At 72.2% G+C, this 14,651-nt stretch carries 12 protein-coding genes and 1 tRNA gene; 9 read left to right on the top strand and 4 right to left on the bottom strand.

The window, feature by feature from the left end:
• Positions 1–3: 3 nt before the first annotated feature.
• From JOF37_RS10730 to JOF37_RS10720, 3 genes are all read left to right on the top strand, one after another.
• Positions 4–2,283: a beta-xylosidase/alpha-l-arabinosidase gene (locus JOF37_RS10730; RefSeq protein WP_444980435.1), complete on the top strand. Its 2,280-nt coding sequence runs from the start codon at positions 4–6 to the stop codon at positions 2,281–2,283.
• Positions 2,284–2,376: 93 nt separating this feature from the next.
• A tRNA-Gly gene (locus JOF37_RS10725) sits at positions 2,377–2,450 on the top strand.
• 703 nt (positions 2,451–3,153) lie between these two features.
• Entirely contained in the window at positions 3,154–4,824 is a 1,671-nt protein-coding gene (locus JOF37_RS10720) for an ABC-F family ATP-binding cassette domain-containing protein (RefSeq protein WP_210006802.1), read from the top strand.
• Between the two features lie 150 nt (positions 4,825–4,974).
• Here the strand turns inward: JOF37_RS10720 and JOF37_RS10715 are convergent, their stop codons facing one another.
• The gene (locus JOF37_RS10715) at positions 4,975–5,163 is read right to left on the bottom strand and encodes a ParA family partition ATPase (protein WP_210006801.1); all 189 of its coding nucleotides are present in this window, start codon (positions 5,161–5,163) and stop codon (positions 4,975–4,977) included.
• A gap of 92 nt (positions 5,164–5,255) precedes the next feature.
• Positions 5,256–6,053: an MOSC domain-containing protein gene (locus JOF37_RS10710; RefSeq protein ID WP_210006800.1), complete on the bottom strand. Its 798-nt coding sequence runs from the start codon at positions 6,051–6,053 to the stop codon at positions 5,256–5,258.
• A 165-nt stretch (positions 6,054–6,218) separates the two neighbouring features.
• On the opposite strand from JOF37_RS10710, the gene JOF37_RS10705 reads away from it, so the two are divergent.
• The 6 genes from JOF37_RS10705 to JOF37_RS10680 all read left to right on the top strand — a co-directional run bounded on the left by JOF37_RS10705 (position 6,219) and on the right by JOF37_RS10680 (position 13,195).
• Positions 6,219–7,121, top strand: a complete 903-nt coding sequence (locus tag JOF37_RS10705; RefSeq protein ID WP_210006799.1) for a formate/nitrite transporter family protein — start codon at positions 6,219–6,221, stop codon at positions 7,119–7,121.
• Between the two features lie 75 nt (positions 7,122–7,196).
• The gene (nirB, locus tag JOF37_RS10700; RefSeq protein WP_210006798.1) at positions 7,197–9,770 is read left to right on the top strand and encodes a nitrite reductase large subunit NirB; all 2,574 of its coding nucleotides are present in this window, start codon (positions 7,197–7,199) and stop codon (positions 9,768–9,770) included.
• Positions 9,767–10,147, top strand: a complete 381-nt coding sequence (nirD, locus tag JOF37_RS10695) for a nitrite reductase small subunit NirD (protein ID WP_210006797.1) — start codon at positions 9,767–9,769, stop codon at positions 10,145–10,147. Before nirB ends, nirD begins: the two co-directional genes overlap by 4 nt.
• A complete protein-coding gene (gene cobA, locus JOF37_RS10690) occupies positions 10,144–11,373 on the top strand; it encodes a uroporphyrinogen-III C-methyltransferase (protein ID WP_210006796.1) in 1,230 nt (409 codons plus the stop codon). The genes nirD and cobA overlap by 4 nt, the downstream gene beginning before the upstream one ends.
• Entirely contained in the window at positions 11,370–12,515 is a 1,146-nt protein-coding gene (locus JOF37_RS10685; RefSeq protein WP_210006795.1) for a uroporphyrinogen-III synthase, read from the top strand. Before cobA ends, JOF37_RS10685 begins: the two co-directional genes overlap by 4 nt.
• Positions 12,512–13,195: a sirohydrochlorin chelatase gene (locus JOF37_RS10680; RefSeq protein ID WP_210006794.1), complete on the top strand. Its 684-nt coding sequence runs from the start codon at positions 12,512–12,514 to the stop codon at positions 13,193–13,195. The genes JOF37_RS10685 and JOF37_RS10680 overlap by 4 nt, the downstream gene beginning before the upstream one ends.
• A 16-nt stretch (positions 13,196–13,211) precedes the next feature.
• Here JOF37_RS10680 and JOF37_RS10675 read toward each other — a convergent pair whose 3' ends face one another.
• Both JOF37_RS10675 and JOF37_RS10670 read right to left on the bottom strand, forming a co-directional pair.
• Entirely contained in the window at positions 13,212–13,871 is a 660-nt protein-coding gene (locus tag JOF37_RS10675) for a ThuA domain-containing protein (RefSeq protein ID WP_210006793.1), read from the bottom strand.
• Positions 13,872–13,979: 108 nt separating this feature from the next.
• Positions 13,980–14,603 (bottom strand): TetR/AcrR family transcriptional regulator, encoded by a 624-nt coding sequence (locus JOF37_RS10670; RefSeq protein ID WP_210006792.1) that lies wholly within the window; start codon positions 14,601–14,603, stop codon positions 13,980–13,982.
• Positions 14,604–14,651: the final 48 nt, after the last annotated feature.

The following is a 14,651-nucleotide window of genomic DNA, read 5'->3' as shown; positions in this document are numbered from 1 at the left end:
ACCGTGACTCTGACCGATATCCCCGTCTCCACGCGCGTCACCGACCTGATCGCGCGGATGACCCTCGACGAGAAGCTCGCCCAGCTCGTGGGCTTCTGGGTCGACCAGGGCGACGAGGTCGTCGCGCCCATGGCCGGCGAGATGGCCTCGTCGACCGCGTACGCCGACGCCACCGTCCACGGTCTCGGGCAGCTCACCCGGGTCTACGGCACGCGCCCGGTCGATCCCGTCGAGCGCGCCGCCTGGCTGTGGGACGAGCAGCGCCGACTCGTCCGCGAGACGCGCCTGGGCATCCCCGCGCTCGTGCACGAGGAGTGCCTGACCGGGCTCGCCGCGTGGCAGGCGGCGACCTTCCCCACGCCGCTGGCCTGGGGCGCGTCGTTCGACCCTGAGCTCGTCGAAGAGATGGGCGCCCTCATCGGCGCCTCGATGCGCGAGCTGGGCATCCATCAGGGGCTCGCGCCCGTCCTCGACGTCATCCGCGACCCGCGATGGGGACGCGTCGACGAGTGCATCGCCGAGGACCCGTACGTCGTCGGCGTGCTCGGCACGGCGTACGTCCGCGGGCTGCAGAGCACGGGGGTGCACGCGACGCTCAAGCACTTCGTGGGCTACTCCGGCTCGCAGTCGGGACGCAATCACGCCCCCGTGCACGCGGGGCCGCGCGAGATCGCCGATGTCTTCCTGCCGCCGTTCGAGATGGCGGTGCGCGACGGCGGCGTGCGGTCGGTCATGAACTCGTACGCCGAGATCGACGGGATGCCGGTCGGCGCGACCCCCGCCTACCTCACCGGCATCCTGCGCGATGCGTGGGGGTTCGACGGCACGGTCGTGTCGGACTACTTCTCGGTCGCCTTCCTGCACACGATGCACGCGGTCGCCCGCGACCGCGGCGAGGCGGCAGAGCTCGCCCTCGAGGCCGGCATCGACGTCGAGCTGCCCACCGGCGACGCGTTCACGGCGCCGCTGGCCGAGCGGGTGCGCGCGGGCCTCGTCGACGAGGCCGTGATCGACCGGGCGGTGCGCCGCGTGCTGACGCAGAAGGAGGAGCTCGGTCTGCTCGACGAGACCTTCGACGCACCGCCGACCGACGTCGACCTCGACTCGCCCGAGCACCGCGCGGTCGCACGCCGACTCGCGGAGGAGTCCGTCGTGCTGCTGACCAACGACGGCGTGCTTCCGCTCGCCGCGCCGCGCCGCGTCGCGGTGATCGGTCCGAATGCCGACAGCGCCGAAGCCCTGATGGGCTGCTACTCGTTCGCCAACCACGTGCTGGCTCACCACCCCGGCGTGCCGATGGGCTTCGAGATCCCCACGCTCGCGGCATCCCTCTCGTCGGCCCTTCCCGAAGCCGAGGTCACGGTCGTGCGCGGTTGCGATGCGGAGGGCGACGATCGCAGCGGCTTCGCCGAGGCGGAGGACGCGGCGCGCGCCGCCGAGGTCGCGATCGTCGTCGTCGGTGACCGGGCCGGGCTGTTCGGGCGCGGCACCGTCGGCGAGGGCAACGACGTCGCGTCGCTCGAGCTGCCGGGCGTGCAGCGCGAGCTCGTCGAACGCCTCATCGCCACCGGGACGCCCGTCGTGCTCGTGATGCTGACCGGCCGCCCCTACGCGATCGACTGGGCCCTGTCGGGCGACGGCGCCGCAGCTGCGGTGCTGCAGGCGTTCTTCCCCGGCGAGGAGGGCGGATCCGCGATCGCGGCGATCCTGACCGGCGAGGTCTCGCCGTCGGGGCATCTGCCCGTCTCGCTCCCCCGCTCCGCCGGCGCGCAGCCCTACAGCTACCTGCACCCGATCCTGGGCGGCCCCACCGAGATCACGAGTGCCGACAGCACTCCGGCGCTTCCCTTCGGGCACGGGCTGACCTACACGTCCTTCGCACGCGACGGCCTGACGGTCACGGGCTCAGTGACAGCAGGCGGCTCGTTCACGGCGCGCGTCCGGGTGCGGAACACCGGCGAGCGCGCGGGCACCGACGTCGTGCAGCTCTACGCCCGCGATGTGCACGCTAGTGTCACGCGACCGGTCGCGCAGCTGCTCGGCTTCGCCCGCGTTGACCTGGATGCCGGTGCCGAGGCGACCGTCGCGTTCGATGTGCCCACCGCGCGCCTCGCGTTCACCGGGCGCGAGGGCACCCGGATCGTCGAGCCCGGCGCCATCGAGCTGTGGGTCGGGCCGTCCTGTGCGGAGCGCGAGACCGAGGCGGCGCTCGAGTTCGTCGGCGACGTCCACCGCGTCACCGCCGCCGACCGCCGGATCGTGGAGGTCGCGATCGAACGGTGAGCGCAGGGCCGGGAAGCGGGGCCGGTGAGGGCGGCCCAGCTTCCGGCGGTCCGGCACCTGTGGGGTAAGCTGACCGAGCACCTCAGGGTGCGCGGGGCTGTAGTTCAATGGCAGAACATCTGCTTCCCAAGCAGATAGCGCGGGTTCGATTCCCGTCAGCCCCTCCAATGCCCCGACGGGCGGCCACCGGCCGCGCGGCGGGGCATTCGCGGTGTTGCCGTCCGAACCGACTCGCTCGCGGGTGGGCCCACGCCGCCCGGGGCTCCGCGCAGCGCGCAGCGATGCGTGGAGGAGGCGGTGGGTGGGCCCACGCCGCCCGAGGCTCCGCGCAGCGCGCAGCGATGCGTGGAGGAGGCGGTGGGTGGGCCCACGCCGCCCGAGGCTCCGCGCAGCGCGCAGCGATGCGTGGAGGAGGCGGTGGGTGGGCCCACGCCGCCCGAGGCTCCGCGCAGCGCGCAGCGATGCGTGGAGGAGGCGGTGGGTGGGCCCACGCCGCCCGAGGCTCCGCGCAGCGCGCAGCGATGCGTGGAGGAGGCGGTGGGGACGATTCCCGTCAGCCCCTCCAATGCGAAAGGGACGCGGCCACCGGTCGCGTCCGACGGAGCTGCTCGCCAGCCGTGCCGAAATCGATCAGTTTCGAGCGATCGCGGAAACCTACAAGGTCTCGCGCTGTTGCATAGCGGCGCGGATCGCGCCTACCCTTGAAACGTGCATTTGTACTTCCTGTGACGGCTGAGTGAGGCTTACCGCGCTCGTTGAGTCATCCGAGCCTGCGGCGGCCGCTCGTCCTCGACCCTGCACGGGTCGCCGTCATCTTGCGCACCCGCGCACGCTTCTCAGCCGTGCGGTGCGTCGTTCCGGAGGATACGAATGCTCTCCCTCAAGACCCCTCTACCCGCGCGCCATCACGCGCAGCTCATCGCGTCCGACGTCTCTGTGATGCGCGGAGCCACCCCCGTCCTCAACCACGTTGACCTCACGATCACGGCCACCTCGCGCGTAGCGATCGTGGGCGAGAACGGCCGGGGTAAGTCGACGCTCCTGCACGTCCTCAGCGGCGCTCTTGCCCCGGACAGCGGAGTAGTGCAGCGACTCGGGACGCTCGGCATAGCCGAACAGGAAATGCCGAGCGGCGACGACAGAACTGTGGGCCAGGCGGTCGCGGAAGCGATCGCGCAGCCGCTGGCCGCCCTGGCGTCCCTCAATTCGGCCGCGGCGTCACTCTCGGCGGGCGTCACCGGAGCTGAGGAGCGATATGCCGCCGCTCTGGAGCACGCAGAAGTCCTCGATGCGTGGGACGCCGAACGGCGGGTGCAGATCGCGCTGGAAGCGCTTGACGCCGAAACCGATCCCGCCTGCCGACTGCACGACCTCTCCGTCGGGCAGCGGTACCGGGTGCGCTTGGCGTGCCTGCTCGGCGCCGATGACGATTTTCTGTTGCTCGACGAGCCGACGAACCATCTCGACAGGAGCGGGCTCGAGTTCCTGACCGCGCAACTGCGGTCGCGCAAGGGCGGCGTGGTCGTCGTCACCCACGATCGCGCGCTGCTATCCGACGTCGCGGAGACGATCGTCGACCTCGACCCAACCCCCGACGATCGGGTGCGCGTGTACGGCAACGGCTACGCCGGCTACCGGGAAGGCCGGCGCGCGGAGCGCGAAAGGTGGGAGCAAGAATACGAGCGACAGCAGACCGAGCTCGGGCGACTGCAGGACAGTCTCAGCTCAGCGCAGAACCGTCTCGTCTCGGGCTGGCGGCCAGAGAAGGGAACCAACAAGCACGGACGGGCGACGCGCGCGGGCGGGCTCGTGCAGAGTGTGCACCGCCGGCAGGAACAGCTCGAAGCGCACGCGGTGACCGTCCCCGAGCCGCCGCAAGTGTTCCGCTTCCCGGACCTCGCGACGCGAACCGGAGCGGTGCTGCTGAGTGTGGATGAGGTGACCGTGGCCGGCAGGCTCACGCGCCCGGTGACGCTCTCGCTGGCGCACCGGGGGCGTCTGGTCGTAACCGGACCCAACGGGGCCGGGAAGTCCACTCTATTGAGCGTTGCAGCGGGTGATCTGCACGCGGACACGGGCAGCGTTCGTCGTCCATCGCATGTCCGGCTTGCGTTCCTCCATCAGGAGACCGCGCTGCCGCTGGATCGCCGCGCAAGCGAGGTGTACGCGGCCTACGTCGACACACTCGTGGCGGCCGGCACCGTCCAGGCGAGCGAGGCCGTCGGTCTGTCGCAGCTCGGGCTCCTTCGCGCCCGCGAGTCGGGCAAACGGATAGGTGAGCTGTCGATGGGCCAGCAACGTCGTCTCGACCTGGCCCTGGTGCTCGCCACCAAGCCGCACGTGCTCCTGCTCGACGAACCGAGCAACCACCTCTCGATCGCGCTCGTCGACGAACTGACCGACGCGCTCAACGCCACCCAAGCGGCTGTGATCGTATCCACCCACGACCGCCAGCTTCTCCGCGACGTCGACGGCTGGCCCTCGTTGCGACTGGCAGCACCGGCCCAGAGGCTCGTGAGTTCCAGGGCCAGGTCTTTGTAGTCGTCGATCCCGTCGGCCGGTGCTCGGCTGCGCGGGTAGGTGGTGACCACCACGCCGGTCAGGGGCGCGTCGGCGTGCATCACCTACTCGCGGATGACGCCGCGCAAGTGCGCCAGGTTCATTTCGTCGAGCATTTCGAGGGCGTCGTCCTTAGGCCTGACCGCGGACGGGTCGCGCTTCGTTCCGGAGATTCGCGAGCACCTGCGGGTTCTCTGCCGTGTCGAAGTCGAAGGGCACGCAGTCGCCGCCGGCCCCAGCCCAGTCGGTAGCGCTTCGCTGCGGGTCGACGTCGGCGACGAGGACGCGGGCGTTGCTGGACAGAACGGCTGCCAGGTTCATGACGGTTGTCGTCTGCCGACGGAGCCTTTCTGTCCAACGACGGCGAGGGGCACCGAGTGGCCACCTTCCTCCCGGCGCCACCCCGCCCCGGTTCAGCCCTCGACCGCGACCTCGTCGCCGACCCGCACCACTCCCCCGCCGGCGGCGGGAAGGAGCAGGATGCCGAGGGTCGGCTCGGCCTGATCGAACTCGGTCGTCAGCACCCGCAGCAGCCGGGCGTCGCGCTCGCCCGTGTCGGGGTTGGCCATGATCGCGGCGCACCGCCCGATGGGCTTCTGCACGTCGAAGGCGACCTCGCCGATCCGGATGCGGCCGCGCCAGGCCAGCTCGTCCCAGGGTGGGACACCCGCGATGACGATGTTCGAGCGGAACCGGCGACTGTCGACGGGGGCCGGCACCGCGGCATCCACCTTCGCGACCGAGGCCTCTCCGTGCAGCGAGACGTAGCCGCGGGCGCGGTCCTGGAAGCGCGAGGTCGCGCCGTCGCCGACGAGTCGCAGCGGCAGCACGCCCTCGCGGTCGAGCCGTCGCGCGTCGCCCGACTCCTGCACGAACGCGGTGATCGCCTTCTCGAGCTCGCGCCGGCCGGCATCGTCGAGGGCCGCTTCGGCCAGCACGCTGCCGTCGACGCTCAGCCGCAGGCGACGCTCGCCGGAGTCGAAGGTCAGCGCAACGCGAGCCAGCGCCGGGAAGTCCATGAGCGCGAGGCCCCGGCTCTTCGGCCACGACTCGAGGCCGTCGGCATCCTCGGGCTCCACCGCGTCGGCGAAGCGGAAGGCCAGCACGCGGTCGCCGGCGATGCGGCCGTCGGCCTGGACGACGAGCTCGTCGCGTTCCTCGGGCGTGAAGCCCTTGACGGGGTAGCGGTACAGGGCGGAGACGACGGGCACACCGCTACTCTGCACCACCGGCGCCCGTCGTCGATCTCACAACCGGCGAGCGCGCGAAGTGAGAAAGAGGTAACGGAACGGACGATCAGCGAGACCGACGGGGAAACACCCCGCCTCTAGCGTCGAGCACCATACCCACCGGCTCTCGACCGAAGGAGGACGCCAATGTCCTACGTCAAGCCCACCGAACTCGTGCAGACCGTGATCGACGCGGGTGCGTCGAAGGTCATGCTCTCGACCCGCGACACCCTCGTCCGATCCATCATGGGCGGCGCGGTGCTCACGATCGCCGCCGCGTTCGCCATCACCGTCTCGGTGACGACCGGCAGCCCGCTGCTCGGGGCGGTGCTCTTCCCCATCGGCTTCATCATGCTGTACCTGCTCGGCTACGACCTGCTCACCGGGGTCTTCGTGCTCGCACCGCTGGCGTGGTTCGACCGCCGGCCGGGGGTGACGCTCGGCGGCATCCTGCGCAACTGGGGGCTGGTGTTCCTCGGCAACTTCATCGGCGCGTTCACCGTGGCGGTGCTCATGGCGATCGTCGTCACGTATGGGTTCTCGACGCCGCCGAACGAGGTCGGCGAGGCCATCGGACACATCGGCGAGGGGCGCACGGTGGGCTACGCCGACCACGGCGCCGCGGGCATGCTGACGCTCTTCATCCGCGGCGTGCTGTGCAACTGGATGGTCGCCACCGGCGTCGTCCTGGCGATGATCTCGAAGGACGTCATCGGCAAGATCGTCGCGATGTGGATGCCGATCATGCTCTTCTTCTTCATGGGCTTCGAGCACTCGATCGTGAACATGTTCCTGTTCCCCTCGGGCCTGCTGCTCGGCGGCGACTTCACGATCATGGACTACCTGATCTGGAACGAGATCCCCACGGTGCTCGGCAACCTCGTCGGTGGCCTCGTCTTCGTCGCGATCCCGCTGTACCTCACCTACGGCCGGCCCGCCTCGCCGCGACGGATCCGCGCCTCGAAGCGGGCCCGCACCGTGACGAGCCCGGCGCCGACGGATGCCGCCGCAGCCACCGCCGCCGTCGAGCCCGAGACGTCCCGGGTGTGACCCGTGGCCCGCTCCGTAAACAACGCGAAACACGCCCCTGACGCGGTGGCAACCTCCCGCGCGTACGGTCGCGACATGAGCCCCACCGGTCCCGCGCACGTCGTGGTGGTCGGGGCGGGCATGGTCGCTCACCGCTTCGTCGAGAGCCTCCTCAGCCGGGCGGGCGACACGTGGCGAGTCACGATCGTGGGGGATGAGCCCCGCCACCCGTACGACCGGGTCGGGCTGACCTCGTTCTTCGCGGGCGCCTCCGCGGAGGACCTCGAGCTCGACCGGTCACCCCTCGACGACGAGCGCGTGCGCTTTCTGCGGGGCCGCACGGCGACCCGCATCGACCGCGAGACCGCAGAGGTGCTGACCGACACCGGCGAGCGCATCGGCTACGACCGGCTCGTGCTCGCAACGGGTTCGTACGCGGCCCGACTGGCGGTGGACGGTTACGACCACGACGGCTGCTTCGTCTACCGCACCCTCGACGACGTCGAAGCCCTCGAGGCGTTCGTGCAGCGACGCTCGGCCGAGCTCGGCCGGCGGCTCACCGGAACCGTCATCGGCGGCGGCCTGCTCGGCCTCGAGGCGGCCGGCGCCCTGCAGGGTCTCGACGTCGACTGCACCGTCGTGCAGTCCTCCGACAGGCTGATGTCGGCGCAGCTCGACCTCCCGGCCGGCGACGCGCTGCGCCGCCTGATCACGGCACGCGGCATCGGGGTGCGGACGTCCTCGCTGACCACGCGGCTCGACGCCGATCGCAGCGGACAGGTCGTGGGCCTGGAGTTCCGCGACGGCACGTGGGAGCACACCGACGTCGTCGTCTTCACCGTCGGCGTCCGGCCCCGCGACGAGCTCGCACGGGGCGCGGGCCTGACCGTCGATCCGCGCGGCGGCGTCGTGATCGACGAGCGCTGCGACACCTCGGATGACCGCATCCTCGCGATCGGCGAAGTGGCGAGCTTCGGCGGGCAGTGCGTCGGGCTCGTCGCACCGGGCTACGCGATGGCCGAGGTCGCCGCGACGCGTCTGCTCGGGCTCGAGGCCGCCTTCGGCGGCTTCGACCTGTCGACCAAGCTCAAGCTGTCGGGCGTGGATGTCGCGAGCTTCGGCGATGCGTTCGCCGAGACGCCCGGCGCGCTCGACGTCGTCTACGCCGACCCCGTCGCCGGGGTCTACAAGAAGCTCGTGCTCTCGGACGACGCGAAGACGCTGCTCGGCGGCATCCTCGTGGGCGACGCGTCGGCCTACGGGTCGCTGCGTCCCCTCGTGGGCGGCGCGCTCGGCGGCGACCCGGCCGCATACCTGCTGCCCGACGGCGGCGTCGCCGCCCCCACCGGCGAGCTGCCCGGTGCGGCCCTCGTCTGCTCGTGCAACAGCGTCACCGCCGGCGGCATCCGTTCGGCCGTCCACGACGAGGGATGCACGGATGTCGCCGCGGTGAAGGCCTGCACGAAAGCCGGGGCGGCCTGCGGCTCGTGCGTACCGATGATCAAGAAGCTCGTCGGCGCCGAGCTCGCGAAGTCGGGCGCGACGGTCAGCAACGCGCTCTGCGAGCACTTCGACCTGTCGCGCCGGCAGCTCTTCGATGCCGTGCGGGTATCGGGCCTGACGACGTTCAGCGCCGTGATCGAGCGCTTCGGCACGGGCCGCGGGTGCGACATCTGCAAGCCCGCGCTCGCCAGCATCCTGTCGACCCTCACCGGCCGCCACGTGCTCGACGGCGAGAACGCCACCCTGCAAGACACGAACGACCACGTCATGGCGAACATGCAGAAGGACGGCAGCTACTCGGTGGTCCCTCGCATCCCGGGGGGCGAGATCACGCCCGCGAAGCTTCTCGTGATCGCGCAGGTCGCGCAGGACTTCAACCTGTACACGAAGATCACCGGCGGACAGCGCATCGACCTCTTCGGCGCCCGCCTCGAACAGCTGCCCGCGATCTGGGGGCGGCTCGTCGACGCCGGCTTCGAGTCCGGACACGCGTACGGCAAGTCGCTGCGCACCGTGAAGTCGTGCGTCGGGTCGACGTGGTGCCGGTACGGGGTGCAGGACTCCGTCGGCATGGCGGTGCGCCTCGAGCTGCGATACCGAGGACTGCGCGCACCGCACAAGTTCAAGCTCGGCGTCTCGGGCTGCGCGCGCGAGTGCGCCGAGGCCCGCGGCAAGGACGTCGGGGTCATCGCGACCGAGACCGGGTGGAACGTCTACGTCGGCGGCAACGGCGGGTTCACGCCGCGGCACGCGGTGCTGCTCGCCGAGAACCTCGACGACGACGCCCTGCTCACCGCGATCGACCGTTTCCTCATGTACTACATCTCGACGGCCGACCGACTGCAGCGCACGGCTCCGTGGTTCGAAGACCTCGAGGGCGGCATCGACGGGCTGCGCGCCGTCATCTTCGACGATGCGCTCGGCATCTGCGCCGACCTCGATGCCGCCATGGCGCGGCATATCGACGCGTACGAGGACGAGTGGGCGGCGACCCTCGCCGACCCCGACAAGCTGCGCCGGTTCGCCTCGTTCGTCAACGCCCCGACGACGCCCGATCCCTCGCTGGCCTACACCGTCGAGCGCGGACAGCCGCGCCCGGCGACGGCGGACGAGCGTGCGGACGACCGCGTGCTCATCGCGGGCACGACCCTGGAGGTGCGGCGGTGACCCTGATCGACCAGACGCCGGCGCGCACGCGTGGATCGGCGTGGACGGCCGTGTGCCGCATGGCCGACCTCGAGGTGGAGCGGGGCCGCGCGGCGCTGCTGGGCGATGAGCAGATCGCTCTCTTCCTGCTGCACGACGGCCGCGTGCACGCGACATCCAACCTCGATCCGTACAGCGGCGCGAACGTGATGTCGCGCGGCATCGTCGGCACCCGGGGCGACGCTCCGACCGTCGCCTCGCCGATGTACAAGCAGGTCTTCGATCTGCGCACGGGGGCGTGCCTCGACGCTCAGGGCAAGCAGCCGGTCGCGCTGCGGGTGTGGCCCGTGGCGGTCGACGCCGGAACGGTCTTCATCCGCGTCGGAGGTGTCGCATGACCACCATGCTCGGACTGTCGCTGACCGGCCGCCGCGTCCTGTTCGTCGGCGGCGGCGCCGTCGCGGCCCGCCGTGTCGGCCGCTTCATCGACGAGGGGGCCGACATCCACGTCGTCTCACCCGAGCTGGGCGACGAGATGCGCCGAGCCGTCACGACGCACGGGCTCACGTGGCACGCACGCCGCGTGCGGTCGGACGACATCGCGGGCGCATGGCTCGTGCACTCCGCGACCGGCGACCCGCGCGTCGACACCGCCGTCGCCGCGTGGTGCGAGAGCCGGCGCGTGTTCTGCGTCAACACCTCCGACGGGGCCCACGGCTCGGCGCGCCTGACGGCCGAGACGCGCAGCGGCGACGTCCTCGTCGGCGTGGCCTCGGACGCCGGCGTCGATCCCCGCCGGGCCGTGCGCCTGCGCGACGCGATCGCCGACGCGCTGCGCGCCGGAACGCTTCCGCTGCGCCGCTGCCGACGCGGCGGGGGTCGGGTCGATCTCGTGGGCGGCGGCCCCGGGCCGGCCGACCTCATGACGGTGCGCGGACGGCGACTGCTCGCCGAGGCGGATGTCGTCGTCGCCGATCGCCTCGGTCCCACCGACGTGCTGAACGAGCTCGAGCCCGACGTCGAGATCATCGATGTCGGCAAGCGCCCCGGCCACCATCCGGTGACGCAGGACGAGATCAACGCGCTCCTCGTCGCCCACGCGCGCGCCGGAAAGCGCGTGGTCCGCCTCAAGGGCGGCGACCCGTTCGTGTTCGGCCGAGGCGGCGAAGAGGTGGCCGCGTGCCACGCCGCCGGCGTCGCCGTCGAGGTCGTGCCCGGGCTGACGAGCGTCGTCTCGGTGCCGCAGGCCGCGGGCATCCCGGTCACGCATCGTGGGGTGTCCGCCGGGATCCACGTGGCCAACGGCCAGGGCGCCGTCTCGGCGTCGACGCGGGCAGCGCTCGGCGACGACACCATCACGACCGTCGTCCTCATGGGTGTCGCGGCGCTGCCGCGCATCGTCGCCGCCGCCCGCGAGGCCGGAGCCCCCGGCTCGCGCCCGGTCGCGATCGTCGAGCGGGGGCACACGCCGCAGCAGCGCACCACCCACTCGACGCTCGCCGAGGTCGAGCGGGATGCCGCGGCCGCCGGCGTCGCGAACCCGGCGGTCATCGTGATCGGCGAGGTGGCGCGCGCCGACCTGCTGCTGACCGCTGCATCGGATCGGGAGCGCGTCACCCGGTGAACCAGTCCGTCCGTCCCGCGCTCTCGGCCGCCCTCGGCGGGTGCACCGTCGTCATCGCCGTCGACCGGCGATCGACCGAGCTCGCGACGGCTCTGGAACGCCACGGGGCGGCCGTCCGCCACGCCCCCGCGCTCAGCATCGTCTCGCACATCGACGACGAGGCACTGATGTCGGCGACCCGGGCGCTAATCGCGCGGCCGCCCGACGTCGTGGTGGTCACGACGGGCGTGGGGTTCCGCGGCTGGATGGAAGCAGCCGACGAGGCGGGCCAGCTCGACGACCTCCACGCCGCGTTCCGCGGGGCGCAGATCGTCGCGCGCGGCCCCAAGGCCCGCGGCGCGATCCAGCAGGCGGGCCTCATCGCCGACTGGGTGGCCGAGTCCGAGACGTCGGGCGAGCTGGGCGAGTTCCTGTTGGCCGAGGGGGTGCGGGGGCGCCGCGTCGCGGTGCAGCACCACGGGTCGGGCTCCGACGGGCTCGACGAGCTGTTCACCGAGGCGGGAGCCGACGTGGTCAGCCTGACCGTGTACCGCTGGGGCCCGCCGCCCGACCCGGCGCAGGTCGCCCGGTCGGTCATCGCGACGGCGCGGGGAGAAGTCGACGCCGTGCTGTTCACCTCGGCCCCCGGCGCCGCGGAATGGATGGCGACCGCTCGGCGCGAAGGCGCCCTCGACGACATCCTGCGACGCGCGCACGCTCGTCGCCTGCTGCTCGCGGCGGTCGGTCCCATCACGGCGGCACCGATCCGCGATGCCGGAGTCGAGCCGCTCATCGCCGACCGCGGCCGCCTCGGCTCGCTGGTCCGGGCGGTCGTGACGCACTTCGGCGGGGGCCATGCCCCCTCGCTCCCGACACCGGCGGGCCGGCTCGAGCTGCGCAGTTCGGCCGCCGTGCTGGACGGCCGGGCGATCCCGCTGTCGCCGACCTCGATGCTCATCCTCGATGCGCTGTTCACCGCGGCCGGCGGCGTCGTCAGCCGCGCCGATCTGCAGCGCGTCCTCCCCCGTTCGGCGGCGGGCGACCACGCGGTCGATGTCGCCATCGCGCGCACGCGTGACGCCCTCGGCTCGGCGACGCTCATCCGCACCGTGGTCAAGCGCGGCTACCGCCTCGACGTCGTACCCGCCGGAGGGATGCCGTGAACCCGATCCTCATCGCCTGCTCGCACGGCACCAGCTCACTCGAGGGACGCGCCGCGATCTCGGCGCTGGTCGACCGCGTGCGCGCGATGCTGCCGGAGGTCCGCGTGGACGAGGCGTTCGTCGACGTCCAGGAGCCCGAGATCGACGCCGTCGTGGCGGCGGTGCCCGCGGGCGCGGCATCCGTGGTCGTCCCGGTGCTGCTGTCGACGGGGTTCCACACGCGCGTCGACATCGCCCGTGCTGTGGCGGCTGCGCCGGGGCCGTGCGTCGCGACGGCCGCCCTCGGTCCGAACCCGCTGCTGGCCGAACTGCTCGCCGAGCGGCTGCACGCTGCGGGGCTGGACGCGGCCACCGACGCGGTCGTCCTCGCCGCAGCGGGGTCGTCCGACCCGGCGGCCGCCGTGGACGTCGCGGCGATGGCCGAGCTGCTCGCGGCACGGCTCGGCCGGCCCGTGACCACGGGATTCGCTGCGGGGGCGGGCACCCGTATCGCCGAGGCCGTCAGCGCCGCCCGCGAGGCGGGGGCGAAGCGCGTCTTCGCGGCGAGCTACGTGCTCGCACCGGGACACTTCGCCGGCGTCATCGCGGCAGGCGGGGCCGACGTCGTTACGCCGCCGCTGGCTCCCGAAGATGCCGTCGCCGCCGTCATCGTGGAGCGCTACCGCGCCGCCGCCCGCTGACCGACGCGCGCAAGCGTCAGCTCGACGCGACCGCCCAGGCCGCGAGCGCCGCGATCAGCGAGCGGTGACCCGACGTTTCGAGGGCCCGGGCGTCGTGCCCGAGGACGTCGACGGCGATGCGGCCGCCGCCGAACTCGCGCACCCACGCGGCGGCCTCCTTCGCACCGTCGCCCTCGTGCCAGGCCACGACGGTGCGGTGGCCCAGTCGCTGCAGCGCGCAGTAGCGCTCGTCGTGCGTGTGGAAGGTCACCGGCACCTCGGCGGGCACCGCATCGGGCTCGACCTGCACGGTCATCTCGCCCGCCTCCGGGTGGTACGACAGCTCGGGCAGCCAGATCGCGCCGAGCGCGGACGCCCACTCGGGATAGTCGCGCAGCGACGAGACGGCGGAGTGCATCGCGAGCACACCGATTCCGCGCTCGAGCGCCGCGGCGAATCCGGCGACCGCCGCCGGGGGTGCTCCGCGCGTCCCCTCCCGCCACGGGTCTCCCGCGCAGACCGCGACGAGGTCGTAGCCGTCGAGATTGGCCATGCCCTGGTCGACGTCGTCCGAGACGGCGACATCCCACCCCCGGTGACGGAGGATGTCGGCGACCTCGGCACCCACCTCGGCGAACGGATGCCACGGGTCGGCGTACCGTCCCGACCCGGTCAGAACGAGTGCTCGGTGTGTCATCGACGATCCTTCCCCGCGTATGGTCTCACCGTAGGCCCGGCACCCGCTGCGGGCCGAGGCGCTTGAGAATGCGGCGGAGCTGTGCGAGGCGGTGACCTGCGCGGGCCGTCAGCGGCTGAGGTCGCCGGCGTCGAGCCCGAGCATGGCCTCGAGGGCCGTCGACATCAGCGCGATGCGCCCGGCCGCGTCGCGCCACGACACGAGGGCGTGGGCGTTGAGCCCGTCGATCATGCCGAGCAGCTGCGCCGCGACGGCACCGGCGTCCTCGACGCGGAACCGCCCCGCCGCGGTGCCGCGCCGGACGATGTCCTCGAGGAAGTCGGTCCAGGCGTCCATCTGGGCGCGCACGCGCGCGGCGAGGGTGTCGTTGCGCCCGCCGAGCGCCCACGACTGCACCCAGATGAGCGTGACGTCCGACCGCGAGCCGTCGAGGAGAGTGCCCAGCAGCTCGCGGACGAGCGCGACCGGGTCGGCGTGCGCGTCGCGCAGCCGCTCGAGGTCGGCGAGCTCGGCGGCGACGATCGCCTCGAACGCGTCGGCGACGACCTCGTCCATGCTCGGCGCGTGATGTGCGACGAGGGCGGAGCCGACGCCCACCTCTGCCGCGACGGCGCGCAGCGTCACGGCGTCGAGTCCCTGTCGGCGGGCGAGCTCCTCGGCCGCACGGGAGATCTGCGCGCGCCGTTCGGACCCGCTCAGGCGGGTGCGTACCGGGGAATCCTTTGACGGCATGACCGTCAGTCTGTACGCTTCCGAGAAATTGATCAAGCGATCAACTTT

Source organism: Microbacterium imperiale (genome assembly GCF_017876655.1).
Taxonomy (GTDB): domain Bacteria; phylum Actinomycetota; class Actinomycetes; order Actinomycetales; family Microbacteriaceae; genus Microbacterium; species Microbacterium imperiale.
The sequence above is the reverse complement of the archived record's forward strand: the minus strand, read 5'-3'. Positions and strand labels throughout refer to the sequence as shown.